We start from the raw sequence: 26,553 nt of genomic DNA on the forward strand, positions 1-26,553 counted from the left end.
AAGGAATATTTTGCTCTCCAACGGAGCGATCGCTTAGCTAGAAAAGATTCGCCCTCTCGGTGCCAACCTAGCAAAGCTGAGTGTGCTGTTCATGACAGAACTAGCTTCATCTATTCTATGTCGTACCTTGACGACAGAGGGAGATAAATTCTAGATGCGATCGCCACCATTCTACGTCCGGATTGATTGGAAGCTGTGCTTAAGCTCGTCTTCGGCCTCCGGTTCGTCGCGATCGGGTAGATAAGTCATGTTCTAGCGCTGCCCCAATGCCAAATAGCACCCCGCTAAACACCCAGAATACTTCCGGCAAGCTACCTGTTTGGTAATCGGGGATGTGTTTTTGAGCATATCCGAGCCAAATATCAGCAATGTAAAGCGAGAAGGCTGCAGCTGCAATCATGCGCCAAGATTGCGAAAAACGCCCACCCCAAAACGCCAGTAGCAAGACGGTGGCAATGATCAGCAAAGCCAAGTCACTGACGACATAGAACCAGCCCAAGATAGTTTCTAAAGGAGCTAACGTCTCCTCTACGCTCGTTACCCAAGCAGGTACATCCTTCTGATCGGTTGTGGCTGGCGTTGACGAAGTGGCTGGAGCAGGAGTTGACGCTGGGGGGGCTGCGGATTGACCTGGCTTTAGCGCAGGTGCCTTCACCGCTTTGGGTGGTGCAGCAGTTTTTGGAGCTGGGGCGGTTTGCGCGATCGCAGGCGGCATCAGGAATGATTGAGCCGTTTGGGTAGGTGCAGCGATCAGCCAAGCCAACAATCCACCAATGACTGCGATCGCGCCAACGACTATCCACTGCCAATTCTCTAAGTTCAAGCGTCTAGAGAGCACCGCTAACAGCATGCCCCAACCGAGGAAGAGATAAGTCGCTACAAAAAATAAGTCACCAGGCGACACCGTAGGATCTTGCTTCAGGCCCAGTTCCCAATAGCCCAACACCAAGTTGCCCAGGAAATAAGACAGCATGCCCAGTCCAATCCCTAGCCAGACATTGCGACCACTCACGATTTGGGGACTGCGCCAATTTCTCAGGCACAGTACCGCCGCTCCCAGATAGGCCACCTCTTCAAAAATATAAGTCCCAATTGCATACCAAGCTGGGCGCTCTTCTCCGGGTGCTGAAGTGCTGAACAGTAAGAAGAAGAGGAGGGCTAACACAGCCCAACTCACCGCACTGAGAACAATCGTTTGGACTGACAGGAGGGATTTAGGGCTAACGGACTTATTTGAAGGGCTGCTCATGGAAGGTCAAAACCGGGTAACTGGCAATTGAATAATGGAAAGGGCAGCAATACGAGATTGTCTGCAAGCGTCGCACATCCCTGTCGGTTATGGGACTGTGATCAAACATTCTTAAGGCTATTGCCACAATTTCCCTACCGGAGACTGGCCCAGCCATTGCAGAAATTGACCACGGTCTCCAGCAGACATATCCTGCAAAGCCTCTAAAGCCCGCTCTGCAAACGTAGCATTGCCGAAATAGGCTTTGCCAAGGCGATGCAGCTCCTGCATCAGTGTATTGAGATGATGCTCTTGCCAAGGTGGAAGTTGCAAGGCACTCACAGGGTCCATAGTCAGCAAATAATTGATTGCTTCTGGGGATTCTGCTTGGGGGAACCGCCACTGGCGCAAAACTTCCGTAATATCTTTTTGGAATAGGCCTGCTTGTCGGCTCCCTAGCAAGTCTTCAATGTCGATGTAGAGAGCTTGCAAAATTAGCAGGCCTGCTTGAGTAAAGAAAGAGGCGGTCGCATCTCCCGCAATAGCGCCCTCGCTTGCCAATTGTTCTATGCGAACTTTGCCCCAGACACTATATCGCTCTGGTTCTTCTAGCAGCACACAAGCTTTGCCACGGTTGTCAGTAAGGTCTCGCCAAAAGGCTTTTGCCTCTTCTTCTTGACTGGCATTAAAGACACTAATCAAGCGAAAGGTTTGCCCCTGATAATGGAGAATCAGAATCTGTTGATCCCGCTTGGGATGCTGAACGCTTGATATTTCAACATCCTGTCTTTTTAGAATAAACATGACGCTGCCAATTGACTCCTATCCGGGTCGGGGATGCTGTGCGGGGAATAACCGAGCAACTCTTTTGATATACAGCATGCTAGTGCAGAAATGATGGCTTACAGGCGATGCATTTCTTAGTCACGACATCCTACTATGCCAATGTCATAGCGGCCAAGGTCATAGGTGGCGATCGCGTTGCTTAACACACTACCTCAGTCAACGCTTCATTATCTGGTTTTTAGCGTACATTTACTATCAATCCGTTTGATGGGGTAACACCTAGAACGGTTAAGCTGCTCGACTCTAGCTTTCCCTTAAAATACAGATAAAATTTACGTGAGCTGGTGTATTTAGATCAAGCTTTGTTCTAAGCGATTAGCTGAGCATTTAAATTAAGGTTCACGAGGTGCCCTACGACCCAACCGTGACTCCTTCTGATACTATTGCTTTAGGGCTGTCAGAAACTTACAGTCTAAAGTTGTGGCGAACGCCAAACTTGATCATTGCTAGCTCCAGTAGCTCAGTGGATAGAGCATCTGCCTTCTAAGCAGATGGTCGTAGGTTCGAATCCTACCTGGGGCGCTTTTAATCAACTTCTCTGCGTCTTGTAAGAAGGCGCAAAAGGCCACAGTGGGCGATCGCTCTTTGAGCCTTTGATGCGGTTTTCTAGCTAGATATTCGTAGGGGCAAACGGCCGTTCGCCCCTACAGCCAATCATTTGTAGCCCGATTTTTAGGGATTGGTATAAACCATAAAGGGAGATGCCTGCGCGACGTACAAAAAACTATCAGCAAAAAAGTTGCGGCAGAAACAAATTTCCTCTGCCGCAACTTTTTAATATTTAGCTAAAGAGCCCGTGACGAGGATTGAACTCGTGACCTCACCCTTACCAAGGGTGTGCTCTACCACTGAGCCACACGGGCATTAATGAACGCACAAGATCAAGAACTTGGTTTGTGCGTTCCGTGGATGGGCCGGGCTGGATTTGAACCAGCGTAGGCGTAGCCAGCGGATTTACAGTCCGCCCCCATTAACCACTCGGGCACCGACCCGTTCACCCACGGAAACCTATATTAACACAACGATTTGGGAAATCAAGTACTTCCTAAAAAAAATCCGTAGACTGTAGCCGAACTAGAATGCCTAGAGTTCATCGAGATAGACGTTATTCATTCTCTGCCATTGCTCTAAGAACTAGAACGGTTGCCGGAAAGGAGACCTAGCCTTTTAGCTGCTTTAGAGCGGGCGGGAAAGTCGCTTTCGTCGTAAATTTCCCCTACCAACTGCTCCAGAATATCTTCCAAGGTTACTAAGCCTACTGTGCCACCATACTCGTCAACTACAATGGCAATGTGAAACTGTTGTTGCAGCATCTCTTTGAGCAGATCGGTGACTCGCTTACTCTCAGGAATGTAAACAGGCGGGTCCATCGCTTCTGTAACTAGGCCATTATCCTGCCCTGCTTTTCGCAGTTGTTTCAACTGTTGCAGAGCCCGCTTTAGATGCACAATGCCAACAATTTCATCTTTCGACTCTTCTTGGACTGGGATGCGTGAATATCCCGTCTCTAGGCAAAAATTGACCAAGTCTTGTAGCGTGGCTGCTTGAGAAATCGTTTGCATGTCCACACGCGGCTTAACCACATCTCGTGCCGTGACGCGATCGAGCATTAAAGCTTTATTGAGGAGTTGATGTTTGTGGAGGTCGAGTTGACCTTTGCCGCCCAAGATCTCGATCATCAGTTGCAAATCTTGAAGTGATTCTCCTTGCTGGGCAGAACTTCCCTGGAACAAGCGCACCACACTCTGAGCGATCGCCTCAAAAAAATAAATGATGGGCAGCAAAATCACTGAGAGCCAGTAAATAGGTCGAACGGCCAAGATAAATACTGGCATCACATTATTAATAGCGATGGATTTTGGCGTAATCTCGCCAAAAATTAGTACCAGGAAAGTGACAACGGCGGTAGCGACCCCAATTCCCGCATTTCCTAGCCAAATGGCAAATAGATTGCTGGTGAGAATTGCAGAGAAGTTGTTGACTAAGTTATTACCCACCAGCAGGGTGGTAATAAAGCGAGCCCGTTTCTCCAGAACTAAGCGAAAAAGGCGGTCGGGGTCGCCTTGCTCTTTGATTAAAGCTCGTAACTTCAAGTTATCAAGGGCAGTAATCGCTGTTTCAGACCCGGAAAAGCAGGCTGATAAAAGCAGCATGACTATCAAAATGGCTAGGTCGAATTGCACATTCCCTAAGAGGGGACCAGGTTCGGCGATCGCCAAGGGATGAGTTGGAGCAAACAAAACAATCACAAGTTGCCCTAAGGCGAAGTATGAATCAAAGATTTCTAAAGCAAAGGAGGAGACTATTTAGTTGATGATAACCTCCTCCTTTCTCTCCCCTGCATTAAAATTGCGCGATGAGCCTGGGCGATCGCTTCTAGCGGTTCTTGTCTAGTTTGTGCTTAACTGACCCTTGGCTAAATTAGCTCTCCGGTTTCTTGCAAGGAGTGCAAACGGCGATAAATTCCTGCTTGTTGCAGAAGTTCATCATGGCTACCCATTTCCACAATGCAGCCTTGATCGAGGACTACAATTTTGTCTGCCTCTCGCACTGTGCTCAGACGGTGAGCAATGATGATGGTGGTGCGGGTGCCGAGAATCGATCGCATAGCCAGTTGAATGGCTCGCTCCGATTCGTAGTCGAGGCTAGAGGTAGCTTCGTCAAAGACCAAGACATCTGGTTCAGCCAAGAGGGCACGGGCAATGCCTAAGCGCTGTCGCTGACCGCCAGAGAGCCGCATACCTCGCTCTCCCACGATTGTTTTGTAACGCTGCGGTAATTGCTGGATAAATTCTTCGCACTGAGCGATGCGACAAGCTTCTTGTACTTGTTCAAAACTGGCTTGGTGATTGCCGTAAAGCAGATTGTCGAGCAAGGTGCCATTAAAAACATCTACTTCTTGATGCACGATCGCCAACCGTTTTCGGTACTGAGTCACATCCAATGTGCTGATGTTCTCCCCATCCATCAACACAGAGCCTTGGCTCGGCTCGAAGTAGCGAAAGAGTAGCTTGACCAAAGTGGATTTGCCAGAACCAGAGCGACCGACTAGCGCCACGGTTTGATAGGGTTCGATCAACAAGTTAATGTCTTGTAGCACAGGGCGATCGCGATGATAGCCAAAGGTGAGATGGGAAAACTCCACTTTGCCTGTAAATGAGTAAGCCGCATCTTGCTCGGACGGGGGCTGCAAACTGCCTGCATCAGACCCAACGGGTAACTGCATAAACTCATGGAATCGCAGCATGGAGGCATAACGCCGCGCAAAGGTCTCGGCCAAGTTACTAATCGGTTCTAGCTCTGAGTAAGCCATGCTAGAAACGGTCAGCAGAGTGACAAAGTGCCCTAGAGAAATTTTGCCGCCTACCGTTGCCACTAGCGTAAAAGCCAGAATAAAGAACACGCAGCTTTGCACTACTAGGCGCTGCCAAGTTCCCAAACGGGTATAACCCTCGTGAATGCGGTACTCCACCACTTTTAGCTCTCGGTCTAAGCGTTGCGACTGTCGCTTTAGCTCGGTTGCTTCTGTAGCAAATGCCTTCACCGTTTTGATGTTGGTGATTACTTCTGAAGTTCGGCTTTCTGTGTTCTCCTGGTAGCGATCGAGAATTTCTTCTCGCTGAATCAGTCGTCCTAGATGAGCAAACGTGAAGCTGAGAATGAAAATAAACGAGACCAAGAAGGCGATCGCAATGCGCCACTCAATCAGCCAAATGACCACAAAGATGCCCAGCACCCGAAACAACTTAGGAATTAGTTGACCAGCGATTTCTGGGTAGCTCCAGGTATGGTTTGCCAAACCTCTTGCGACTCGACCCGCAATGCGGCCTGGGTTGTTTTCGTCATAAAACTCTAACGGCAGCGTCAGAATTTTTTCCAGTACCCCCCTAGAGTGATCGCGACGGCTACGGAGCGCAATATCCCAATGGAACCAACTACCAATCCAAGGCTGGATGGGTGCTCGTACCACTGTAATGATGAAGATGACACCCAACAGCACTGCTAACTCTAGGAAGCGCTGGTTAGGTAGGCGCACTAAGCTGGCGACAAGCGCCACTAGATCTTGCATAAAGGGATCTAGCGGTTCCTGCGAGAGCACATTCAAAATTTGGCCGATCGCGTAGGGCACTCCAAGATCAATAATTTCGAAGGCACTGGAGGCAGTGATACTAAAGGCGGCTGTAGGCCAATAGCGACGGTAATAGCCGAGGACATCCCGGAAGGTGGCCATGACTTTTCCTAGAGAAACTGCAAAATGATTTTTCAGAGCCTTAATTTTATGAACAAGCTCTGAAAAAGTCGTACGAATAAGCTGAGCAATGATTTACTCAGCTACTTAGTCCAAAGGCTAAAAAACTGTGAGGGCAAGTAAGCAGCGCGACGATGAGATGATTCACTTGAACCTACGGATTGTAGCATGATATGTAGTATGTTGTAATCCCTGGAGGCGACCGCAACTCTTGGTGATTCAAGTAGAGATTCAGGCATCTCAGAATTTTCTGGTCTATGCTGGGTCTGTTTAAACTTGGCTCACTTAAAATCATTCGTGTTGCAAATAGAACTTTCCACCGTGAACATTGCAGGACTGCTTTTGGCAGGGCTCGTGGGGCTGATCATTCTATTGGAACTTGGCTTGCGCTTACTCTTTGGTTTTGGTAAGCCGTTGATTTATCTCGCCGATCCAGACATTGGTTATCTGCTAACGCCGAACCAACAAACTCGTCGCTTTGGCAATCGCATCGCCATTAACCAATATTCCATGCGGAGTCCCGCGATCGCCCCCAGTGCTGCACCCTCCACGCTGCGAATCTTGCTCTTAGGTGATTCCGTGGCCAATGGTGGTTGGTGGACTGACCAAACCAAAATCATTTCCGAAATTTTGCAGCAGCAACTAAAGTCAGACTTGCAGGGCACCCGTTGGCAGCAGGTAGAAGTATTGAATGCTTCGGCTAACTCTTGGGGGCCGCGCAATGAATTGGCTTACCTCCAACGCTTTGGCAGCTTTGAGGCTCAAGTCGTTGTGCTGTTGCTGAACACGGATGATCTGTTTGCTACAGCTCCCAGTTCACTGCAAGTGGGCAACGATATCAATTACCCAGACCGCAAACCGCCTTTAGCCTTGGCAGAAGTCTTGCGGCGCTACCTCTTTCCACCTGCGCCCAATCCAGATTTCAAAGCGAAGTTCAAAGCCGTCCAAGCAGAATCTGGCGATCGCGTGGGGTTTAACTTAACGGCGATTCAACAGATTCACAGCTTAGTTCAAAGCCAGGGTGGGCAATTATTGCTGGCTATGACACCTTTATTACGAGAAACCACCGCCAAAGGTGGTCCCCGTGATTACGAACAAAAGGCTCGGCAACGCCTGTTAGACTTCACCGAGCGTGAACAGATTATCTACGTTGATTTCCTACCCAGCTTTAATGCTGTAGCCCAACCAGAAACGCTCTACCGAGATCACATTCACCTCAGCCCAACCGGAAATCAACTCGTGAGTGCAACGATGCAGCGATCGCTCCAACAAACAATTCTGGACCGCTCAACTTCCCAAACTTCCAGCGACTCAGAATCGTAAAAACTCGCGATCGTCTCTAGTTCTACTCCCCGTACTCCGTGCCCCCTCTACAGGAGTTGCAACTAAACAGGCACAGCCGAGGAGGGGGAAAGCTCCAGTTCTAACTCCTGGGTTTGCCAAACTTGACCATCTAAAGCCATTTGCTCAATCAAGCTCGCTAAACGCAAGGCTTTTAGGGCTTGTTCGCCTCCGACAGAAGGTTGGTTGCCGCCCCGGACACAAGCGACAAAGTGCTCCAACTCAGCATGTAGCGGCTCGATATTGCTGGTGTATACCTTCTCGATCAAACCATCTTGGCGGTACAGCACCTGACCGTAATCGGTCATGTAGTCAGCGGTGGTCTGGCGGTGAATGGAAATATCGTTACTGAGGAAATCTGCTTCGGTGAGCGAGTTTTTGCAATGGGCAGCAATTCGCCGGATTTTGCGGTGGGTGACTTTGCTAGAGGTTAAAGTTGCGACGATGCCGTTAGCAAAACCTAGTGTGGCTGTGACGTAATCGAGGTAGCCAGAGTCAGAGGCGCGACTGCCACTCGCCGTCAGCTTAGTCACTGGAGAACCTGCCAACTCAAGCAGCAAGTCGATGTCATGGATCATCAAGTCCAGCACGACCGACACGTCATTGGCGCGGTTTGAGTAAGGACTCATCCGGTGTGCTTCTAGGGCCAGCAGCTCCTCGGTTTTGAGCACCTTGCTGAGTTCTTGGAAGGCTGGGTTAAACCGCTCAATATGCCCCACTTGCAAGATGCAGTGAGAGTCTGCCGCCGCATTCACTAAAGACTCAGCTTCTGCAATACTGGCCGCGATCGGCTTTTCGATCAGCACATGCACGCCTGCCTGTAAACAGGCCATACCCACGGCATGGTGGAGTCGGGTGGGCACAGCCACACAAACTGCATCTACGTGCTGGAGCAAGTCGTGGTAGTCCTCGAAAAACCTTACTCGGTATTTACTGGCTGTGTCTAAGCCTCGCTCCACGTTGACATCGGACACACCGATCAGTTCTACATCTTTTAGCAAACTCAAGACGCGAGTATGATGCTGTCCCATGTTGCCAACCCCAATCACCCCCACACGAATGGGTTCTGGCTGGTTGCGTTGCGAACCGACATTCGAATGCGTCGATGACATGTTGTTCTGCACTCCTATACCTCCACCACCACAGGGATCAAGCAGATTGGCTACACTGAGCCGCCTCAAACCATCCAGATAGTAGCACAGCGGCTCTCTTTATGAAGAATTCCAAAGTTTAATCTAGGTTCCTGAAACTCAGGTAAAGTTTTGCTCAAATCGTGCCTTTCTATCGGGCATAGTAGAATTTGGCAATCCCTGGCTATCTCTAAAGGCACGAATGCACGCTTTTCTTCGCTCAAAGTGGCTGTATCCAGTGAAACAACGATCGCTCCTGGTAGCCTGGGCGATGCTTTTGAGCTTGCTGCCTGGAGTTGGCACGATCGCTACTACTCATATCGCTACTGCCAACCCAGTTCCGCAAGCCACTACCAGTGCCAGGGTAGAGCAACGGCAAAAACAGGTCCGCTTAGTCCAGCCAGAAAACTACGACCTCAACCGCTACCCCGTCACCGATGCGAATGAGCGGCATTGGCGCACAGTGCTTTGGGCTACGGCGCTGAGAGAACCGCAACCAGTCGAGGTAGCCCAGGCGTTGCAGGGAATTTTGGCTCTAACCAGTCGCCCCAAGCTCTCGCAGCCCCAAATGCGTACCGTAGATATGGCCATGCAGGTAGGAACGCAGATGTATCTGCACTTCCCGGCTCGGTACGGTAGTTTAGAGTTGGCATTTCGCCAAACAGTTGAGCGCAGCCCTGACCCGCAGTGGGTAGCAATGGCGCTATCTGCTCTGGCTCAGGGAGACTCAGCTCCAGAAGAGTTGCAATCACTCAGCGATCGCGTGCGGCAACGTTTTCCTCGGTGGTCGCAGGATGTGGGGCTGCAAACAACTTTACGAGACGTAGCGGAGCACGTTAATCCTCCTGCCATGCCGCCGTTACGAGATTTGTTGCAGTGGACGATCGCGCCCCAACAACCTCATCTGTATGTGCTCTGTCCTCGCGATCGCGGCTTACTCTGCCGTGCCGTTTTGAAAGATCAATCGGGGCAATTTGTGCAGCAGTCTGGTCAGCTTTGGTCGGTGCCTCTGCTGTCGCGATCGCTCCATGATTTAGCTTGGAACTTTGAACGCGGGGAAACGCCACAAGGGATTTACCGGATTGAAGGCGTGGTGCCGCAACCAGATTTTGATTTTTTTGGCGCTTATGGTCAGTTTGCTTTAGTAAAATTGTTCGTGCCCTTCGAGTCAGGTGTGCGATCCTTTCTTCCTGGTCAGAAAGGACGATTCGCGGGTACGTTAGCTGCTTATCAAGCTTTACTGCCACCTGCTTGGCGCAATTATTTTCCCATTCAGCAAACTTACTGGGCTGGGAAAGCAGGGCGATCGCTGTTCCGGATTCATGGCAGTGGGGAAGCGACTAATTTCTTCAGCGGCAAGGAACGCTATCCTGCGAGTGCTGATTGGAACCCAACGATTGGTTGCCTATCTGCTTTAGAGACCTATGACGAGTCTGGTCGTTTACAACAAGCTGATATGCCCAAGATTTTGGCTGCCCTAACCGCAACAGGCGGCAAAAACTTCTCCGGTTATATGGTCGTGGTTGAGGTTCCTGATACCACGCAAATCTCCTCAACCGCAGCGATCGCCGCAGTGGTCAACGAAAGTACCAGCCCCAAGACGAGGAGATGATTTCCTTCATCTAGCAATCTGAATCTAGAGATTGCTGTAACTTGTCATAACCCTCAAAAATTACTTCCGCCAGAGCTACTGATGCTGAATATAGTTGAGATGGTTGAATGCGAGGTGCGGAGATTGACTGTGAAAGCTGTAATTTTGTTGTCGGGAGGGTTAGACTCCTCTACCGTGCTGTATCAAGCCAAAGCCGATAGCTGCGATTGTTATGCTATCTCCTTTGACTACCAACAACGACATCGTCGCGAGCTGGAATCGGCTGCTGCGATCGCCCAGGTTGCAGGCGCAATCCAGCATCAGGTAGTGAGTTTTGATCTGCGTCTTTGGGGCGGCTCTGCTCTCACGGATGACAGCATTGCAGTACCGAGCGATCGCTCCTTAGTAGAGATGGCCTCTCACATTCCTGTCACCTACGTGCCTGCCCGCAACACCATTTTCTTGAGCTTTGCCCTGGCTTACGCCGAAGCTATAGAGGCAGAACGAGTTTACATCGGGGTGAACAGCTTAGATTATTCTGGCTATCCAGATTGCCGCCCCGACTATATTCAAGCTATGCAAGAAGTTTTTCGTTTGGGCACGAAGCAAGGGCGCGAAGGACAACCGATTCAAATTGTCTCACCTCTGATTGAGCTGAAAAAGACTGAAATCATCCAGTTAGGCGATCGCTTGGGAGTGCCTTGGGAAAAAACTTGGTCCTGCTACACGGGTGAAGCAGCAGCTTGTGGCATCTGCGATTCTTGTCGCCTGCGTTTAGCGGCTTTTTCCGAACTGGGACAAGTTGATCCACTTCCCTACAAAACTCAATTGTCTTGATCGAAACCAAACTCTTGACTGGAAGCATCTGAGTTTGGTTTATCTACCTGACGACTGGAACGGGGCGTTTCGTTTGCTGCCGTCTCTGAAGCCGCGATCGCTTCATTCAGCTCCTCCAAGAATTGCTCCGTTTCCGGTTCTTCTAACCGCCGAATCCGAATTTGGTCCAGGCGAGGGCCTTCAGCCGAGAGCACAGACAACTCCAGGCCCTTGTACAGCAGCACCTCACCTTCCGTAGGAATTTTCTGCATTTGATCAATCAAAAAGCCGCCCAAGGTTTGGTAATCATCTGTGAGCGGCAAGCTCAGATTCAGAAGTTCATTTACTTCTTCGAGGTCCATCTGAGCCTGGACTAAAAACGTCTGGTCCTCTAAGATCTGCACCGTTAAGTCTTCACTGCTCTCAGATTCAGGCGTTTCACCAATAATCTCAGCCACCAAATCGGTTAAGGTGACCAGACCAGAAGTGCCACCAAACTCATCCACCACCATCACCATCATTTGCCGCGATCGCTGCATCATAGTCAACAGCTCGCTCAACAGCATGTACTCAGGGACAAATCGCGCCGGATGAATCCAAGGCTCAATTTTAGTTTCAGGAGTGAGCAATCCCTGAGCCATCGGTTCGGCTAATTCCTTGAAGGAAAGAATGCCGCGAATGTCATCCAAGGACTCTCCCATGACCGGATAATAAGAATGCCTCGATGCAGCGACTTCTTCTAGGACTGCTTGAAAGGTGGCATCGCAGGAAATAGCGGCAATGCTGGTTCGAGGCACCATTGCTTCTTCCGCCAAGACTTCACCAAACTCAAACACATTGTTGAGCAGTTCCCGTTCCTCAGCCTCTAACCCCGTTGACTCTGACGAAGTGGCAATGATCAGTTGCAACTCCTCTGGGGTGACTTGGTTATACCAACCTTGACCAGTGTATTGAATCCCTACAAGCTTCAGTAGCCAACGAGTCGATTGATTTAGAACCCAGATAAAAGGATTAAAGAAGCGCGCGATCGCCAAGCTTGGTGGACCTAGAAATCGAGCAAGTTGTTCTGAATAAAGCAACGCTACCGACTTCGGACACAACTCTCCCAATACGATTTGCAAATAAGCAATCAGTAGAAAAGCGACTGGCACCGCAAAAGAATGAGCTAGCGTTTGGCGCAGGGCCGCAGGGACAGGTAATTGAGCTAACCAATCTGCCATTAAAACGGCCATTGTGCTCTCGCCAATCCAACCTAAGGCCAAGCTAGACAAAGTAATGCCGAGTTGGGTAGTGGAGAGTAGGCGATCGATACTTCTTTGCAGATCCTGGACCGTCTTAGCCTGCACATCCCCTGCACCTACCAGTTGATTGATGCGCGATCGCCGGACAGAGACAATCGAAAACTCAGCCGTAACAAAAAAGCCATTAATTGCAATTAGCAACAAAACTGCCAACAAGCGTAGCAGGGCCTCTCGCCCTGTGACAGGTAGGGGATTACTCGTCGCCAGCGCAAAGACAATAGGGGCAATCATCTGTAAAACCGGACCAACGGGCTATAGCGACTCCAAAACTTACCTGGTAATTGGAATACTAGATAGCTTCAGCTGTAGTTTTTGCTCTGGGTAGTCAGTTAAAGTCATCGAGAGCTTGTCAGCTCCGTCCAACAAAGACATGGGGACACTTACAGTACCAGAAAATGGACCACTAGCGGGGGGTAACTCTTCCGGCAACCCTTCAGCGGTAGCACTCAAAGCTCGCCCCCGCTGATCCGTTATATTCAAAAAGCTGTAAAGAAACCGCACATTTTGCTTCCCCTCGTTCCGCATCTTGACGTTGAGCAGCAAAGAACCACCTTGTTTCTGTACGGTATCGACTTCTAAGCTGACATCTTGATCTCGACCTACAACCGGGAATCCAGGCTGGGCGATCGCAGTCTTAGAGTCTGAGTCAGAGCTAGCCCCATCACTCAACGCTTTATTGCGGTCTTTGTTAGCAGGGGCATCGTCAGCCTTGTCCTTGCCCTCAATGCGACCTTTAACCCGTTTCAAGATGTCCTCTTCCTTGAGAATCATCACCTCTTCTCGGCGCAGTGGCTTATTTTTATCTCGACCTACCAACTTGCTTGTTGGTCGGACATCGGGTTGAGTAATTCCCCTGAGGGCTTGACGACCAAGCGCAAATCCCCAAGCAGCACTAACTAAGCCTGCTCCAAACATCAAAGTCAGCAGAACTAGAGTAAGTGCCACATTTGCATTTAATTTCATTGCTAATGATGGGGGTACGTGATTACAAAATTGATGCCACTGAAAAAATACGTTAGAAGAAGTAAAACAAGATGCGAATTGAGAGAAAGATTATTTCATAACATAATATGGATAGAAGATACCAAAGGATTCGGTACAGAAGGTTAGGTATCAGGATACAATCAAAAAGCTTAACCAGGGTTGGCCGAGCGGTTGAGGCAGCGAACTCATAATTCGCGATAGGCAGGTTCGACCCCTGCACCCTGGATTAACAAATAAATCCTATTTCTAAACCCATTGCAACTACTTGGGTATGAATTTCTAATGGGTTGAGGTTGCAGCCGTTTCGAGGGAGATTCAGCAGCATCGTCTGTGTTATTGCCGAATCTCCCTTGCCAAACCCTATAGCTTAGCGAGGAGGTAGTGTTTCAAACTGTAACTCGCCACCCTGAGGAAGAGCATCGGAAGTCAGGCGGTTGACGTAGATAGTCGGGTTGACCAGTACCGATGTAGTGTACGGATTTGGTAAGTCTGGAGTGCGAACCAAAGGGCCATCAGAAGCTTGTTGCTCTAACGCATCTCGATACAGAATATTAACGAGGCGGGCGTCCCGTGCAATCCGATTCTCAGCGAAAGAGTTACGAACAATTGACCCTTGACCTAGAATCGTATTCGTCTGGTTGAGTAATCCTTGCTCTCGAAAAAAGTTACCTGAATTGGTATAGAGAACTCGATTAAAAGCATCGTTAAGCTTTTCTGTGCTAATGCGATCGCTAACTGTTACCTGCTCTTGTGCCATTGCGGCAGAGGTAAAGACTGTGGACGCTGTAGCAAGCACTAATAGACTAACTAGACCTTTAAACCTCATACCCATAGCACTACTCCTCAATTTTTCGATTAAATACTAACTCACCCTTGAGTTTAAGATCATTAGCTACAGACCTTGGTGATCTGCTGCATCTTACGGTTCTTCAACTTTACCTGCTCTTACCATGACTGACGGAATTTTAGTGCAAACTCGCGAGTTTTCTCCACTAGTCACTGCTGATTTACCCCAGGTGCGTCAGCAGTTGTTAGATCTCCTATGTGAAGTTGCTTACAAAGAAGGCAATTTCACCCTTTCTTCAGGGCAGCAGAGTTCGTATTACATCAATGGCAAGCAGGTGACGCTTCACCCCTATGGAGCGGTTGGCGTGGGTCGAATTTTGCTTTCGTTGCTACCAGAGAATGCCCAAGCTGTAGCAGGATTAACGCTAGGCGCAGACCCAATTGTGACCGCAGTGAGTGTGGTCGCAGCCTACGAGGGACGGGTGATCGCGCCGCTGATTATTCGTAAGGAGGCCAAAGGGCATGGCACTCAAGCTTATATTGAAGGCTTAACCCTACCTGCTAATAGTTCTGTCGTAGTTTTAGAAGATGTAGTAACGACGGGTGGCTCAGCCATGAAAGCTGTGGAGCGGCTACGTGATGCGGGCTATGTCGTTGAAGAAGTAATCTCTCTGGTCGACCGCCAGCAGGGGGGAGGGGAGCTATACGAGTGCGAAGGCTTAAAGTTCCAAGCGGTATTTACAATCCAAGACCTCCAAGCCCACTGGAAACAATTGCAGGCATAACCGTAGGGGTGCTCCTTGTAGGTACCCTCTTCACATCAATATTGCTGCAAAGAAAAAGGGCAGGTCTCGTGCCTGCCCCTACGTGAGACGTAATGTATTGAACAGGCCAATTAGCCTTGGGTCACGGGTTCTTTGGCGAGGAACTTCTCTAGCTCGGTGAGCGCGTCCGCATCGACCTTGGTCTGCATGGGGCAGAACTTAGGCCCACACATGGAGCAGAACTCAGCGGTTTTGTAAATGTCAGCGGGGAGAGTTTCGTCGTGGTACTCTTTGGCTCGCTCTGGGTCAAGCGACAACTCAAACTGGCGGTTCCAGTCGAAGTTGTAGCGAGCTTTGGAAAGTTCGTCATCGCGATCGCGAGCACCCGGACGATGACGGGCAATATCGGCTGCGTGAGCCGCAATCTTGTAGGCAATCAAGCCATTCCGCACATCTTCAGCGTTGGGCAAGCCCAAATGCTCTTTGGGGGTGACGTAGCAGAGCATGGCTGTGCCGTACCAACCCGCCATTGCTGCCCCGATCGCGGAGGTGATGTGGTCGTAACCAGGGGCAATATCGGTAACGAGAGGGCCAAGTACATAGAAGGGCGCTTCTGAGCACTCTTCCATTTGTTTGCGCACGTTGAACTCAATTTGATCCATTGGTACGTGACCAGGACCTTCTACCATCACCTGGACATCATGCTCCCAAGCTTTCCGAGTCAGTTGGCCTAGGGTTTTGAGTTCAGCTAGCTGTGCTTCATCGGAGGCATCGTGGGCGCAACCGGGACGCAGCGAGTCACCCAAGCTAAAGGAGACATCGTATCGCTTGAAAATCTCAATGATGTCGTCGAAGTGAGTGTAGAGGGGATTCTGCTTGTGGTGCGCCAACATCCACCGAGCCAAGATACCGCCACCACGCGACACAATTCCCGTAATCCGATTTCTCACCAAGGGCAAGTGCTCAATCAGAATTCCGGCGTGAATCGTCATGTAGTCCACACCCTGCTGGGCGTGCTTCTCGATGATGTGCAGGAAATCATCGGGGGTGAGCTGCTCAATATTGCCGTGGACCGATTCCAATGCTTGGTAGATGGGAACGGTACCAATGGGTACGGGCGAAGCATTGATAATGGCGGTGCGAATCTGATCTAAGTTGCCGCCCCCGGTGGACAAGTCCATGACGGTATCAGCGCCATATTTCACTGCTAGGTGCAGCTTGGCAACTTCTTCGTCCATGTTGGAAGAGTTGGGCGATGCACCAATATTGGCGTTGACTTTGCACTTGGAAGCAATGCCGATCGCCATTGGTTCGAGGTTGGTGTGGTTGATGTTCGCCGGAATAATCATCCGACCCCGTGCCACTTCATCCCGAATTAGGTCTGCTGGAAGATTTTCGCGCTGGGCGACGTAGTTCATTTCTTCCGTGATCATTCCCTGACGGGCAAAGTGCATTTGAGACACATTGCTTTGCCCGCGACGCTTCGCGACCCATTCTGTCCGCATATTAAGTTCCTCGATAAACAGCTTCCCTCCGCTGGTATTACCCAGGTTCAGGTTCTAAGGGTCTGATCTCAGCCTGTCGCTCCAGGCACCCCTAGCTTGGTTAACGATTGTATCACTTGGGTCTGGGACGGATCGCCGAGTTCTCAAATCTACGAAAACCTCAGTGTTTTGTAATCAAGTGCGATCGCCACTCATTTTTTGTCAACCTATTTTGGTTGAGCCTCTACGACTTATTTGAGGTTAAGTATAATCTTCTACTAAATTTATTTTTGGCATGTTGTATAAAGCAGTAGTCATCTCTACCTACGGGTAGATGATTTCGTGAAAGCTTTGGGATCAAAAACATAAATATTTGTTATTCTCAGTACATTCCAAATTTTCTAAGTGTAAAAAGTTTTGGAATCGCCCTAGACCCTTAGCACGATCGCGACCCTTATAGCGTCTATTTGTCCTCGGCCCCTGAAAGCCACTTCAGCGTGATTGCTACCCCCTGAAACCGCATGAAGTGATATTTGCTTTTTAGTCGTTGCAACCGAGAGCCAATCAGTACCGGAGTCAGCGCGATCGCTAGAGGACAACTCCAGCTACCTGTAAGCCAAAATCACAATGAAGAAAGGACTTTGGAGCCTGCTACTTGCGCTACTACTCCTACTTTGGTCATTTTCGTTACCAACCTTTGCATCTCCAGATCCGGGGCTGATTCAAGCTCAAAACAATACTTCTGAGAGCCTTGCTCAGGGCAATTGCCCTAGGCAGCTCCAAAGTCCGATCGCTCCAGAACCATTGTCAGCAGCCATTAGCATCAATCCTGAAGTTTTGCCTCGCATTGGCGTAGCTCGAATTCGCTCTGGCATTCTCCCCGGTGTTGTCATTGGCGGGCATCACGAAGGCGTTCTCAAAATTCTGCAACAGCACTACACCGCTTCTGGACAGTTGGATGAACAGCTAGAAGATGCAGCTTTACAAGCGATCGAGGATGAATTGGTGGATGCTGGCTACAAAGTGGGCAGATCAGAGCAGCATTCATTGTTTGATGAGCAACTGATGGAAGAATCTGAACCCGTTAGATTCTTAGTGGGGGGCAAGATTACCAAAGTAGAACTGAATTCTTACAGTTCTTTCTTCAACAATAGAACGGCAGACCAAAGAACGATTCAGTGGGAAATCTTCGATCGCGACACCAACAAAGTGATTGTGCGACAGGCAACCACAGGTCAAGCTGAAGCTGAGGGCATTGATAATCCTGCGGCCACCTATGAAGCAATTCGAGCCAGCTTTAAGACCCTCCTTGCTCAACCCAGTTTCACAACCTCACTCCAGCAGGCTGTGGGACGAGATTTAGCCCCAACTTCCGCCAAAACTTACCAAATTGCGGCTCTGCCTAGCTCGCAACTACCGCTTTCTACAGAGCAAATTGCTAGCCATACAATTCCTTCTGTAGTTTGGATTCGTACGCCTACGGGACGCGGTACAGGTTTTGTGATTGACTCATCGGGTTTGATTTTGACCAATCAACATGTCGTAGGTTCCTCGTTCTCAGTCAAAGTAAAGCTGTACGATGGCTCCACCCAAACGGGACGAGTGCTGAAGCGCAACGCAGCCTTTGATGTCGCGTTGGTCAAACTTGAAGGGGAGGTTAGCAATATTCCCGCCTTGCCGATCGCGGATCTTAGCGCTGTTAAGGTGGGAGAAGAAGTAGTAGCGATCGGCAATCCCATTGCTTATTCCAACACGGTGACCAAAGGCATTGTCAGTGGCATTCGGAGCATCGGCAACCGAGACCTAATTCAAACAGATGTAGCCATTAACCCTGGCAATAGTGGTGGTCCGCTCCTCAACCAGCAGGGAGCAGTGATCGGGATTGTGACCGAAAAAATGGTGAGTCGAGGCATTGAAGGCCTGGGCTTTGCCCTCCCGATCAGCGAATCCTTGCAGAATTTAGATGTGTTTGTGAAACCATCGAGATCTATAGGTTCTATGGCTATGTAGGGCTGTGGCTGAGTAATCTAGCTGAGCCCGATTGCTGCCCTATCGCTACCCGATTGCTGCCTGCCTTTCTACCGCTGCCAAGTGATCGGCACATGAGGTTGAGAGGGCCAATTAGCAGAGGGTCTGGTTTGGGTTTCTTCGTCTAAGACTTTGACCACTCGGTTGTAGATGTCTTCTGCTTGCTGAAGCGAGTTGCCGATGCTAGTAACTCCCACTTTGCCAAACTCAGACAACGCTCCCATCAGGTGAAACACAGTCCCCGTTTCGGTACTGCTGTCAAAGTGCAGCTGATGGTGAGCAATGATGTCCATCAGGTCGTTGGGGAGCAACCCGCGATAGCGTTCTTTTTGCAGGTTGTCGGTGGCCATGTAATACTTAGGTCGTCCTTGTTGGCTGTAGAACAAGCCACTAGAGAGGTCATAGCGACCGTTGGTAAGAAACTTGAGGGTCATGAAGGGGTGAGTCGTTCCCCCTTTACGCAGATTGATCTCGATCGCCTGCAAATCCCATTGGGTTTGTTCAGTTTTGGGGTCGTGATGTGGCACCGCGAGAAAATCAACCCCGAATCGCTCTAAAACCCCTTTCGCCGCTAAATTCTTGCCTACTTGCCGTCCTAGCTCTTGCAGTTTTAAGCGGTAAGACTCATCGGCGGGAAAGCTGCAACCTAGATAAATTTGTCCATCAGGGCCACCGAGAATTTGGTCATGGGTCGAGAGAATTTCCACTTCACCCGTAGGCGTAATACGACCTTGCACACTGGGCGATCGCTTTTCCTCCCCTTCAATAAATGCTTCAGCGATCGCTCCTAGTTCTGGAATGCGGCTACTAAAGTTGCTCCAGACTTCAGACTTTGCTTGAAAGCTCATGCCCTCAAAGCGATCGCGGATAGCACTTACTCTTTCTGCGTGAGTTGCCTGTCCCGGAGCCAAGCTAAGAATGGGTCGAAGATCTAGCAGGGCATTGCCTTCACCTGAAAAACCCTCATTCAGCTTGATTACCATCCGCTTTAAGAGAGGTTGGCGCTCCCACAACTCTGCTGCCACCTCGGCAAGTTCATCTACGCTCCGTACTAACTCACTGCCATCCGGGCAAGGAACCCCAGATTCCGCAAAGATTTGGCGGCTGCCGCTTTTTGTCCCCCAGTACAACAAATCTGGATCAAGGGCATACAGGGGTACATTAAGCTGACAAGACAAATCCCGCTCCAAGGGGCTGGAGTTGTAGCAGATCATAAAGGTCTTGTCGGGCCGCAATGCCTGCCGAATCCGCTCCATCAAGCGCGGACGCTCCAAAATCTTCTGAGTCAGTGAAGTGGACGCAGAATCGTAGGTCGAAAACAGCAACAGGCGATCGCGAGCATGGGAGAAGGGAATCCCAGGCAGCAGTTGTAGATAGTAATCAATAATGCTGGGATGCAGCGGCTGCGACGTGACATAGATCAAACGAGTCCGGGGGTTACGCAACCGAATGAGTGAGAACAACAACCGCTCTTCGTAGTGGTGTACCCCTTGAATCTTTAGCAACTCTCGCTGATCTAAGCTGAGGGAGGGAATGACAATAATATCCGCATCGCTGGGATCAAACGATTCTATCGCCTGCCAGCGATCGGACAACAAAGCCTGTAGATGACGAAACTGCTCTGCCTGCTCAGAGGAGGAAAAATCAAGAGTTTGCATGAGCTTCTAAGGCTTGCCCTGCCTCAGCGATTCTTACACCTGCGATTTTAGCTGGATAAGGCAAATTACACCTCTATCAATCGACTGGCAGAAGTGATGAAACGCTAAAATTTATAGCTCAGAACCCGGACGACAGAACCTTCTGAGGGCAGATCACCCGGTTTGATGGTGATGGCATCATTTTGCACTTGGCGAATATTAGCGCCCTCCATCAAGGCCAGAAACTCATCTACAGAAGTTAAGTCGCAGCTTGCGCCATCGGCAGCAGCCGTACGGTAATGAGTCGGAATAATTACCTTCGGATTTAGAATCTGCACTGCCTGCTTAGCTTCCTGTGGATTGTAAGCTTTAGGGCCACCCCCGACTGGAATCAGCAACACATCAGGCCGACCCATCAGAATTTTTTGCTCAATGGAAATGGGAGCCGCTGCTCCACCAAGATGCATAACGGTGATGCCGCCTTGCTGCCAACGCCAAGCCACATTAGTACCAAAGCGCTTTCCTCCCCGGCGATCGTGGTCAATGCTAATGCCCTGGAGCTGAAGACCCGCTACCTGATAAGCCCCTGGTTGATACAACAGCTTGGGGTTGCCGGAAAGCTCCTCAACGGCTCCTTCATCCAAAAGTTGACTGCTGATCAACACTAAATCCGCACTCACTTTTGGGCTGCGATAGCCTGCTGTGCAACCCAGTTGTCGAAACGGATTAGTCAGGATGCGCTGGCCGCTACCTGTAAATAAGAATGCGGTATGCCCTAGCCACTTAATTGACAAGCCATTGCTGGTTTGGGCTTGATAAGCTTCAAAACCAGAAGCTAAACCTAGGCCCCCAGCAGCCAACAAACCCGCCTGCGCGTAGCGCATGAACTGTCGCCGTTTCATCTTTCTCCTCACGTCCCCGGTGTTTGCATCTAAATCGCAATCAGCAATCAACTATTAGCGATTAGTGGGTAAGCTTAACGCTACTGTTTGAGCAGGATCAAGGATTAGTGATCCTCAATTCGCCTCCGTAAATAGGCTACAAGATTTTCTGGTCTTAACTGCTAAGCCTTAGTGGCTAAGCGCTAATTGGCGATCGCCAACTGACAACAGAAAGTTCCGCAATAACTGCTTACCCGAGTTAGTCAGAATACTCTCTGGATGAAACTGGACGCCTTCAATGTGAGGATAGTTCCGATGCCGCACCCCCATAATCGTGCCATCATCCACCCAGGCTGTGACTTCTAGCGTATCTGGACAGGTTTGTGGCTCAATCACCAAGCTATGATATCGGGTTGCTGTCAAGGGATTTTCTAAGTCCCGAAAAACTCCGATCCCTGTGTGATGAACTTGCGAAGTTTTGCCGTGCATCAACTCTGGGGCGCGGACGATATTGCCGCCAAACACTTGACCAATACTTTGATGGCCTAAGCAAACTCCCAAAATAGGTAGGGTGGGGCCTAACTGACGAATCAGATCTAGCGAAACGCCTGCATCCTCTGGGCGACCTGGCCCTGGAGAAATCACCACCGCATCAGGTTGGAGTTGCTGCACTTGCTCTAGAGAAATTTTGTCATTGCGGTAGACTTGGACTTCAGCCGCGACACGCAATTCGGCACCAAGTTCACCTAGGTACTGCACCAAGTTGTAGGTAAAACTGTCGTAGTTATCAATAACAAGAATCAAGATTGACTCCTAGGAGTAAGAACTAGGGATGCATTAGCTAACCAACTGCCGCTGGTTTTGCTGATCTCTAGCGTAAAGTAGATTGCAGCAAGGTTAGGAGTGGCGGCAACAGAAGGGAACCCGCGACCAAAATGGCAGCGATCGCCGAAATCAGTACCGCGCCTGCCGCACAGTCTTTGGCAATTTTAGCGAGCTCATGGTAGGACTGCTTCACCGTTAGGTCAACCACCGACTCCAAGGCTGTATTGAGCAGTTCCATCGCCAGTACAGCTCCGATCGTCAAGCTAATGATTGACATCTCCACTGCACTCAGCCGTAAAAAAGCACCCAAGCCGATCGCTAGACTGCCGACGATGACATGGATTCTAAAGTTGCGTTGGGTGCGGAAGGCGTAGCTCAAACCCGCCCAAGCATATTTGAAACTAATCCACAAATTAGCAGCAACCCGCCAGGATAGATCCCGATTCGGTTTGGCAATTACCTTATCACTCACTTTGTTAGAGGTTTGAGTTGAGAGATCTGGGGACATAGGCAGGGAAGCACAGGTGTTAGTGGAGTTGGGCAACAGGCTCTCCTTTGGAGTAGCAGTCTATCCTGTTCTAGTAGCAAAACCAACCACTTGCAACAGAGTTTCTTGCTGACTTAACATTCGCACCAAACTGTCATCGTCAGGATGGTCCCAGCCTAAGAGATGCAATAAGCCGTGAGCAGCTAGCCAGGCTAATTCGTAAGTCACTTCATGCCCTTGTTGTTCTGCTTGGCGCTGAGCAGTATCTACAGAAATTACAATGTCTCCTAGGTACAGAGGTAGCGATCGCATCTCCTCTGACTGTGGGCTGTCTACTTCTAGGGCGGCAAATGCTAGCACATCGGTTGGCCGATCGATTTGGCGATACTGAGCATTCAGAGTTTGGATTTCAGCATCATCAGTCAATCTCAAACTCAATTCATAAGCTTGGTCTAGCTCCAGCGGAATTTGATCTGCTTGATCTATCTGGCTCAAAGCTTCCAGCCAACTCTGAAACCAAATGTCCCACTTTTCAATCGCAATGGGGTTGTTGGCGATCGCCCCAGTTTGATTCGCTTCCGGGTGATCCAGTTCTGGCAATTTGGACTCTAGGTCGGCACTTTCAGGCTCAGGAGATGAGTAGAAGCAATCCTGAACACTCACTTCAACTTGCACGCTTGAGTCTCCCCATCAATCCCAATCAGTGGATAAAAATTCTTTAGCGGGTCAGATAAGCCAAACCAATCAGAACGGCGAATAAACCAACGGTGGTCAAGGTGAAGTGCCACAAGGACTTACCCCGTTTGCGGACCATGTTACGCATGGCTAATTTGACGTAACTAGGCTTCGGAGAAGTTTCCACTTCCGGTGATGCGTTGTCAATTCCAGCATCAGTAGCGGGCGGAATACTAGGTTCGGCAGGCAAAGGATCTGAATTCATAGGGCTCGTCAAAGCAATGTGTGCCAGTTCAAGTGACTGTTGACTGTAAAACTAGGGGTGACCTGTAAAACAGCCACCAGCCTATTGCCTAAATGTAACAATTTGTTTGCAGATTGATCACAATCATCGTTACTCAGGCAACAACTCCTAACTAAGCACTTTGCCTCTACTGGGACAATTCCTGCACAAAAGGCGCGATCGCTTGAACAAATTCGGTAGTTGTTTCGTAGGGCATGACATTGCGACCTGTCATCTTGAGGCTACGGCCTTGAGGCAGATGGGCGAGGTAGTCAGCAATGCGTTGCTCGGGAGTTTCCTGTTTGCCAGAGCGGCTAATGCTGGAGGCAGTTTCCCCGACGACAACTAATGTGGGTTGCTGAATTTTGGCGATCGCCTCCTCGTAATTTTGCCGCCAAAAGCCCGCAAGGAAAGCAAACACCGCATGACGACTGGCGGGATCTTGAGCGCCTTGTACTAGCATATCTACCCATTCTTGATCCACCGCTTCAGTGCGATCGAACAGTTGTTTGGTAGAGAACGATCGCAAAAACTGAGGACGGCGAGCATACCGGAAGAAGGCTGCCCCCAGGGGAGAGTCAAAGAGATTCCAGGAGAGTCGTCGCTGCCAAGACTTAGAAGCTTTAGTCATCACAGGCCAAGCGGGTGGGCCAGAGAGGACTAACCCACGAATTAAATTTGTCTCTTTTTGCAGTTGGGTAAGGGCGATCGCAACTGGAAATAAAGCTCCCTGCACCACGACAATTACAGGCTTCTGAACCACCGTCTGCAAAAAGCATTGCAACTGTTCTGCCCAATCTTCAGGGGTATAGGCAATACGAGGCATATCGCTTTCGCCGCAGCCCAACAAATCAGGGTTGTAGATCAGGTTACGGTTTCCTGCTTGATACCACTCTTGACAAAAGCGCTGCCAAAAATGCCGTGACAATCCCACTCCAATGGGCTGAATTAATAACAGAGGTGTTCCGGTTACTGTAGATGAATCAGTGGGAGTTTGCACCTCGTAAGCGCAACGATATCCTTTCCAGGTATAAAACTGCGTGGGAGAGACAGTCTGGTTTCCAGGGGCTGAAGTTTGAGATTGCATAAAAGATTTTGTAGGGGGCTTGAAGCCCTCTCCGCGTCGGGGAGGGTTGGGAGGGGTAATTCTTCACGCATTTTAGGATCAATATCCGCTCAACAAACCTCGTTGCTTAGCTCGGCGTTCGGCTTGCCAAAATAGCAGCACTCCAACTATTAGATATACAGCTCCGTTGATGAAGGCGATCGCCAACTCGTTCCAATCTAGGGCTTGCCCTTCAGCCATCAGTTCTCGCAGCACTCCAGCCCCAGCGGTCATCGGCAGAATTCTTGATAACATTTGCAGTGAACCTGTCCAATTTTCAGTGGGGGTTGAAATCAGGAACAATAGGGCAAATTGAAAAATGCCTAACACCTGCTGTACCCGCTTGAGTAGGAGTGCCAAGGCTCCGAGCGCGAAGGATAAACCATAGGCTCCAAGCAGAATGGTGCTGAGCGGTAAAAATAAACTGAAGCTGAAATTGAGCCGACTGCCTGTGATTGCCATGATGATCAGCAGCCCTACAAGAGTCAGGAATAAGCGGAGAGTGAGACTTGCGATCGCCCGCATCAAGAAGACTCGTGAGGCTCCGAAGGGAGATAGGAATAACTGCTCTAGCGTCCCGGTTTGGGCTTCTGCCTGTAAACCAACGGCGATGTCGTTCATGATGAAGATCAACAGCGTCCACAGCACATATCCAATGACTATCGCATCTAAGCGATCGCCAAACTGGACGGTAGGCCCAGCAATGTAACGGGCACTAGCAAACAGCCCGTAGAAGACCAATGTGGTGATCAAGAGTCCGGCAATCGCGTCGGCAGGGTAACGAATGAACTGAATCCAACTCCGCCGTAGCTCGGCCCAAAACAAATTAAGCATCTCGCCCCTCCCGCACCAGTTTCAAAAAGATGCCTGTCAAATCAGCTTGGTCTTTCTTCACCCGCAGAATCGGCAAGGGCTGCAAAATAGCAAACACCTGATACAACGTTTCAGCACCCTGAACATATACGGTTTGTTCAGTTTCAACGACTGCACCCAAGGCTGCGATCGCCTGACTCTGCTTGGCATCCAATGGGCTTTCAAGTTCAATGGTGTAAGCAGAACCGGAGAACTGCCGAATTAGCTCACGAGTGGGTTCCTCAGCAATGATTTCGCCTGCTTGAATAATCGCTACGCGATCGGAAAGCTGTTCGGCAATGTCAAGTTGGTGGGTGGTGAGCAGAATGGCCCGTCCCTCCTGAGCAATCTCCCGCACCAAAGCTTTGACGTTTTCTGTGGCTTCTACGTCGAGGCCAAGGGTGGGTTCATCCAACAGTAAAAGTTGCGGTTGATGCACCAGAGCTACGGCGATCGCGAGTTTTTGCTGCATCCCTCGTGACAATGCTTGCACTGGAGTCCGGCGTTTGTCCATTAAGCCAAAGCGTTCTAGCAGCGATCGCCCATACCGTTTCGCCTGACGTTGATCCAGCCCCCGCAACATACCAAAGTATTCCAGATTCTCTTCCGGGCTGAGCCGCCAGTAGACATTACGATTGCCTTCCAAAACTGCACCCAGCAGCTTTAAGGCACGCGGGTCGCGGTGGGGGTCACTGCCAGCAATTTTGACATAGCCAGTGTCAGGACGAATCAAGCCCGCAATCATCTTGATCGTGGTGGTTTTGCCTGCTCCGTTTGGCCCTAAGAACGCGAGAACTTCTCCGGTTTTGATGGTTAAGGAAACATCGCGCACGGCTTGAATCTGTTTACCGCGATCGCGATAGGTTTTGCTCAGGTTGTAGGCTTCGAGTGCAATCATGTCGCTTACACTAACCAACCTGTCTCGTCGCGTTCGTGGCGTTCGTGCCGAGCTTGGGCAAACGCTAGTCGTTGTTGAGCGGATTGTTTTTCGCACCACCAGCGCAAACCTTCAGCAATGGCGCGATCGCGATCGCGGGTCAGTTGGTCTACCTGCTGCACCAACGCTGCATCTAAGGTGACAGAAATCATCTGCTGTGAAGAATCCACCGGGGACATGGTCGAGAATGCCAATAAGGGTCAGGGTTTGCGATCGCTTTGTTACTATATCAACCCAAACTGTCTACCTGAGTCAGCTTGCTCAGGGCAGATAAGCCCAGTTCATAACTCAAATGCTTGAACCTCAGTACAGGAATGTAGCAA

At 49.9% G+C, this 26,553-nt stretch carries 24 protein-coding genes, 4 tRNA genes and 1 riboswitch; of the genes, 7 read left to right on the forward strand and 21 right to left on the reverse strand.

Annotated elements, in window-relative coordinates; genetic code table 11:
• Nucleotides 1-199: 199 nt before the first annotated feature.
• A complete protein-coding gene (locus H6F90_RS24120; RefSeq protein WP_190554629.1) occupies nt 200-1,249 on the reverse strand; it encodes a hypothetical protein in 1,050 nt (349 codons plus the stop codon).
• Between the two features lie 117 nt (nt 1,250-1,366).
• Nucleotides 1,367-2,032 (reverse strand): Npun_F0813 family protein, encoded by a 666-nt coding sequence (locus tag H6F90_RS24125; protein ID WP_190554630.1) that lies wholly within the window; start codon nt 2,030-2,032, stop codon nt 1,367-1,369.
• Nucleotides 2,033-2,523: 491 nt separating this feature from the next.
• On the opposite strand from H6F90_RS24125, the gene H6F90_RS24130 reads away from it, so the two are divergent.
• Nucleotides 2,524-2,596 (forward strand) — tRNA-Arg (locus H6F90_RS24130).
• A gap of 269 nt (nt 2,597-2,865) precedes the next feature.
• Here H6F90_RS24130 and H6F90_RS24135 read toward each other — a convergent pair.
• From H6F90_RS24135 to H6F90_RS24150, 4 genes are all read right to left on the reverse strand, one after another.
• Nucleotides 2,866-2,937, reverse strand: a tRNA-Thr gene (locus H6F90_RS24135).
• Nucleotides 2,938-2,984: 47 nt separating this feature from the next.
• Nucleotides 2,985-3,066, reverse strand: a tRNA-Tyr gene (locus H6F90_RS24140).
• A gap of 135 nt (nt 3,067-3,201) precedes the next feature.
• Nucleotides 3,202-4,323 (reverse strand): hemolysin family protein, encoded by a 1,122-nt coding sequence (locus H6F90_RS24145; RefSeq protein WP_370588082.1) that lies wholly within the window; start codon nt 4,321-4,323, stop codon nt 3,202-3,204.
• A gap of 167 nt (nt 4,324-4,490) precedes the next feature.
• Nucleotides 4,491-6,305, reverse strand: coding sequence for an ABC transporter ATP-binding protein (locus tag H6F90_RS24150; protein ID WP_190554631.1), 1,815 nt, complete (start codon nt 6,303-6,305; stop codon nt 4,491-4,493).
• Between the two features lie 315 nt (nt 6,306-6,620).
• On the opposite strand from H6F90_RS24150, the gene H6F90_RS24155 reads away from it, so the two are divergent.
• A complete protein-coding gene (locus H6F90_RS24155; RefSeq protein ID WP_370588083.1) occupies nt 6,621-7,646 on the forward strand; it encodes an SGNH/GDSL hydrolase family protein in 1,026 nt (341 codons plus the stop codon).
• A 62-nt stretch (nt 7,647-7,708) separates the two neighbouring features.
• Here the strand turns inward: H6F90_RS24155 and H6F90_RS24160 are convergent, their stop codons facing one another.
• On the reverse strand, nt 7,709-8,776 hold the full coding sequence (locus H6F90_RS24160; RefSeq protein ID WP_190433877.1) for a Gfo/Idh/MocA family protein: 1,068 nt from the start codon (nt 8,774-8,776) through the stop codon (nt 7,709-7,711).
• A gap of 220 nt (nt 8,777-8,996) precedes the next feature.
• On the opposite strand from H6F90_RS24160, the gene H6F90_RS24165 reads away from it, so the two are divergent.
• Nucleotides 8,997-10,406, forward strand: a complete 1,410-nt coding sequence (locus tag H6F90_RS24165) for a hypothetical protein (protein ID WP_190554632.1) — start codon at nt 8,997-8,999, stop codon at nt 10,404-10,406.
• Between the two features lie 129 nt (nt 10,407-10,535).
• Entirely contained in the window at nt 10,536-11,222 is a 687-nt protein-coding gene (queC, locus tag H6F90_RS24170) for a 7-cyano-7-deazaguanine synthase QueC (RefSeq protein ID WP_190554633.1), read from the forward strand.
• Here the strand turns inward: queC and H6F90_RS24175 are convergent.
• Together H6F90_RS24175 and H6F90_RS24180 are read right to left on the reverse strand one after the other, a co-directional pair.
• Nucleotides 11,210-12,733 carry a hemolysin family protein gene (locus H6F90_RS24175; RefSeq protein WP_190554634.1) on the reverse strand — a complete coding sequence of 508 codons (1,524 nt, stop codon included), beginning with the start codon at nt 12,731-12,733 and terminating at the stop codon, nt 11,210-11,212. The two genes, queC and H6F90_RS24175, sit on opposite strands and share 13 nt — an antisense overlap.
• Before the next feature lie 39 nt (nt 12,734-12,772).
• A complete protein-coding gene (locus tag H6F90_RS24180; RefSeq protein WP_190554635.1) occupies nt 12,773-13,465 on the reverse strand; it encodes a hypothetical protein in 693 nt (230 codons plus the stop codon).
• Between the two features lie 174 nt (nt 13,466-13,639).
• Here H6F90_RS24180 and H6F90_RS24185 point away from each other — a divergent pair.
• A tRNA-Ile gene (locus tag H6F90_RS24185) sits at nt 13,640-13,712 on the forward strand.
• 141 nt (nt 13,713-13,853) lie between these two features.
• Here H6F90_RS24185 and H6F90_RS24190 read toward each other — a convergent pair.
• Nucleotides 13,854-14,318, reverse strand: a complete 465-nt coding sequence (locus tag H6F90_RS24190; RefSeq protein ID WP_190554636.1) for a hypothetical protein — start codon at nt 14,316-14,318, stop codon at nt 13,854-13,856.
• Between the two features lie 118 nt (nt 14,319-14,436).
• On the opposite strand from H6F90_RS24190, the gene pyrE reads away from it, so the two are divergent.
• On the forward strand, nt 14,437-15,057 hold the full coding sequence (gene pyrE, locus H6F90_RS24195) for an orotate phosphoribosyltransferase (protein ID WP_190554637.1): 621 nt from the start codon (nt 14,437-14,439) through the stop codon (nt 15,055-15,057).
• A gap of 110 nt (nt 15,058-15,167) precedes the next feature.
• On the opposite strand, the gene thiC is transcribed toward pyrE, so the two are convergent.
• Nucleotides 15,168-16,541, reverse strand: coding sequence for a phosphomethylpyrimidine synthase (gene thiC / locus H6F90_RS24200; protein ID WP_190433867.1), 1,374 nt, complete (start codon nt 16,539-16,541; stop codon nt 15,168-15,170).
• Between the two features lie 6 nt (nt 16,542-16,547).
• A riboswitch (TPP riboswitch) is annotated at nt 16,548-16,644 on the reverse strand.
• A 503-nt stretch (nt 16,645-17,147) separates the two neighbouring features.
• Between thiC and H6F90_RS24205 the strand changes: the two genes are divergently transcribed.
• Nucleotides 17,148-18,530, forward strand: a complete 1,383-nt coding sequence (locus H6F90_RS24205; protein ID WP_190554638.1) for a S1C family serine protease — start codon at nt 17,148-17,150, stop codon at nt 18,528-18,530.
• Between the two features lie 68 nt (nt 18,531-18,598).
• On the opposite strand, the gene H6F90_RS24210 is transcribed toward H6F90_RS24205, so the two are convergent.
• From H6F90_RS24210 to H6F90_RS24255, 10 genes are all read right to left on the reverse strand, one after another.
• Nucleotides 18,599-20,206, reverse strand: a complete 1,608-nt coding sequence (locus tag H6F90_RS24210; RefSeq protein ID WP_190554639.1) for a peptide ligase PGM1-related protein — start codon at nt 20,204-20,206, stop codon at nt 18,599-18,601.
• A gap of 104 nt (nt 20,207-20,310) precedes the next feature.
• The gene (locus H6F90_RS24215; RefSeq protein ID WP_190554640.1) at nt 20,311-21,087 is read right to left on the reverse strand and encodes an MBL fold metallo-hydrolase; all 777 of its coding nucleotides are present in this window, start codon (nt 21,085-21,087) and stop codon (nt 20,311-20,313) included.
• A 168-nt stretch (nt 21,088-21,255) separates the two neighbouring features.
• Complete coding sequence (locus H6F90_RS24220; RefSeq protein ID WP_190554641.1) at nt 21,256-21,870, reverse strand: aminodeoxychorismate/anthranilate synthase component II; 615 nt, start codon at nt 21,868-21,870, stop codon at nt 21,256-21,258.
• Between the two features lie 67 nt (nt 21,871-21,937).
• On the reverse strand, nt 21,938-22,435 hold the full coding sequence (locus H6F90_RS24225) for a diacylglycerol kinase family protein (RefSeq protein WP_370588084.1): 498 nt from the start codon (nt 22,433-22,435) through the stop codon (nt 21,938-21,940).
• A 24-nt stretch (nt 22,436-22,459) separates the two neighbouring features.
• Nucleotides 22,460-23,053: an rRNA maturation RNase YbeY gene (ybeY, locus tag H6F90_RS24230; protein ID WP_190554642.1), complete on the reverse strand. Its 594-nt coding sequence runs from the start codon at nt 23,051-23,053 to the stop codon at nt 22,460-22,462.
• Nucleotides 23,054-23,096: 43 nt separating this feature from the next.
• Nucleotides 23,097-23,318 (reverse strand): DUF3285 domain-containing protein, encoded by a 222-nt coding sequence (locus H6F90_RS24235; protein ID WP_190554643.1) that lies wholly within the window; start codon nt 23,316-23,318, stop codon nt 23,097-23,099.
• 166 nt (nt 23,319-23,484) lie between these two features.
• Nucleotides 23,485-24,423, reverse strand: a complete 939-nt coding sequence (locus tag H6F90_RS24240; RefSeq protein ID WP_190554644.1) for an alpha/beta fold hydrolase — start codon at nt 24,421-24,423, stop codon at nt 23,485-23,487.
• Between the two features lie 78 nt (nt 24,424-24,501).
• Nucleotides 24,502-25,275 (reverse strand): ABC transporter permease, encoded by a 774-nt coding sequence (locus H6F90_RS24245; protein ID WP_190554645.1) that lies wholly within the window; start codon nt 25,273-25,275, stop codon nt 24,502-24,504.
• Nucleotides 25,268-26,191 (reverse strand): ABC transporter ATP-binding protein, encoded by a 924-nt coding sequence (locus H6F90_RS24250; protein ID WP_190554646.1) that lies wholly within the window; start codon nt 26,189-26,191, stop codon nt 25,268-25,270. The genes H6F90_RS24245 and H6F90_RS24250 overlap by 8 nt, the downstream gene beginning before the upstream one ends.
• Nucleotides 26,192-26,196: 5 nt before the next feature.
• Nucleotides 26,197-26,409, reverse strand: a complete 213-nt coding sequence (locus tag H6F90_RS24255; protein ID WP_190554647.1) for a hypothetical protein — start codon at nt 26,407-26,409, stop codon at nt 26,197-26,199.
• Between the last annotated feature and the right edge of the window lie 144 nt (nt 26,410-26,553).

The organism is Trichocoleus sp. FACHB-591 (assembly GCF_014695845.1).
GTDB lineage: Bacteria > Cyanobacteriota > Cyanobacteriia > FACHB-46 > FACHB-46 > Trichocoleus.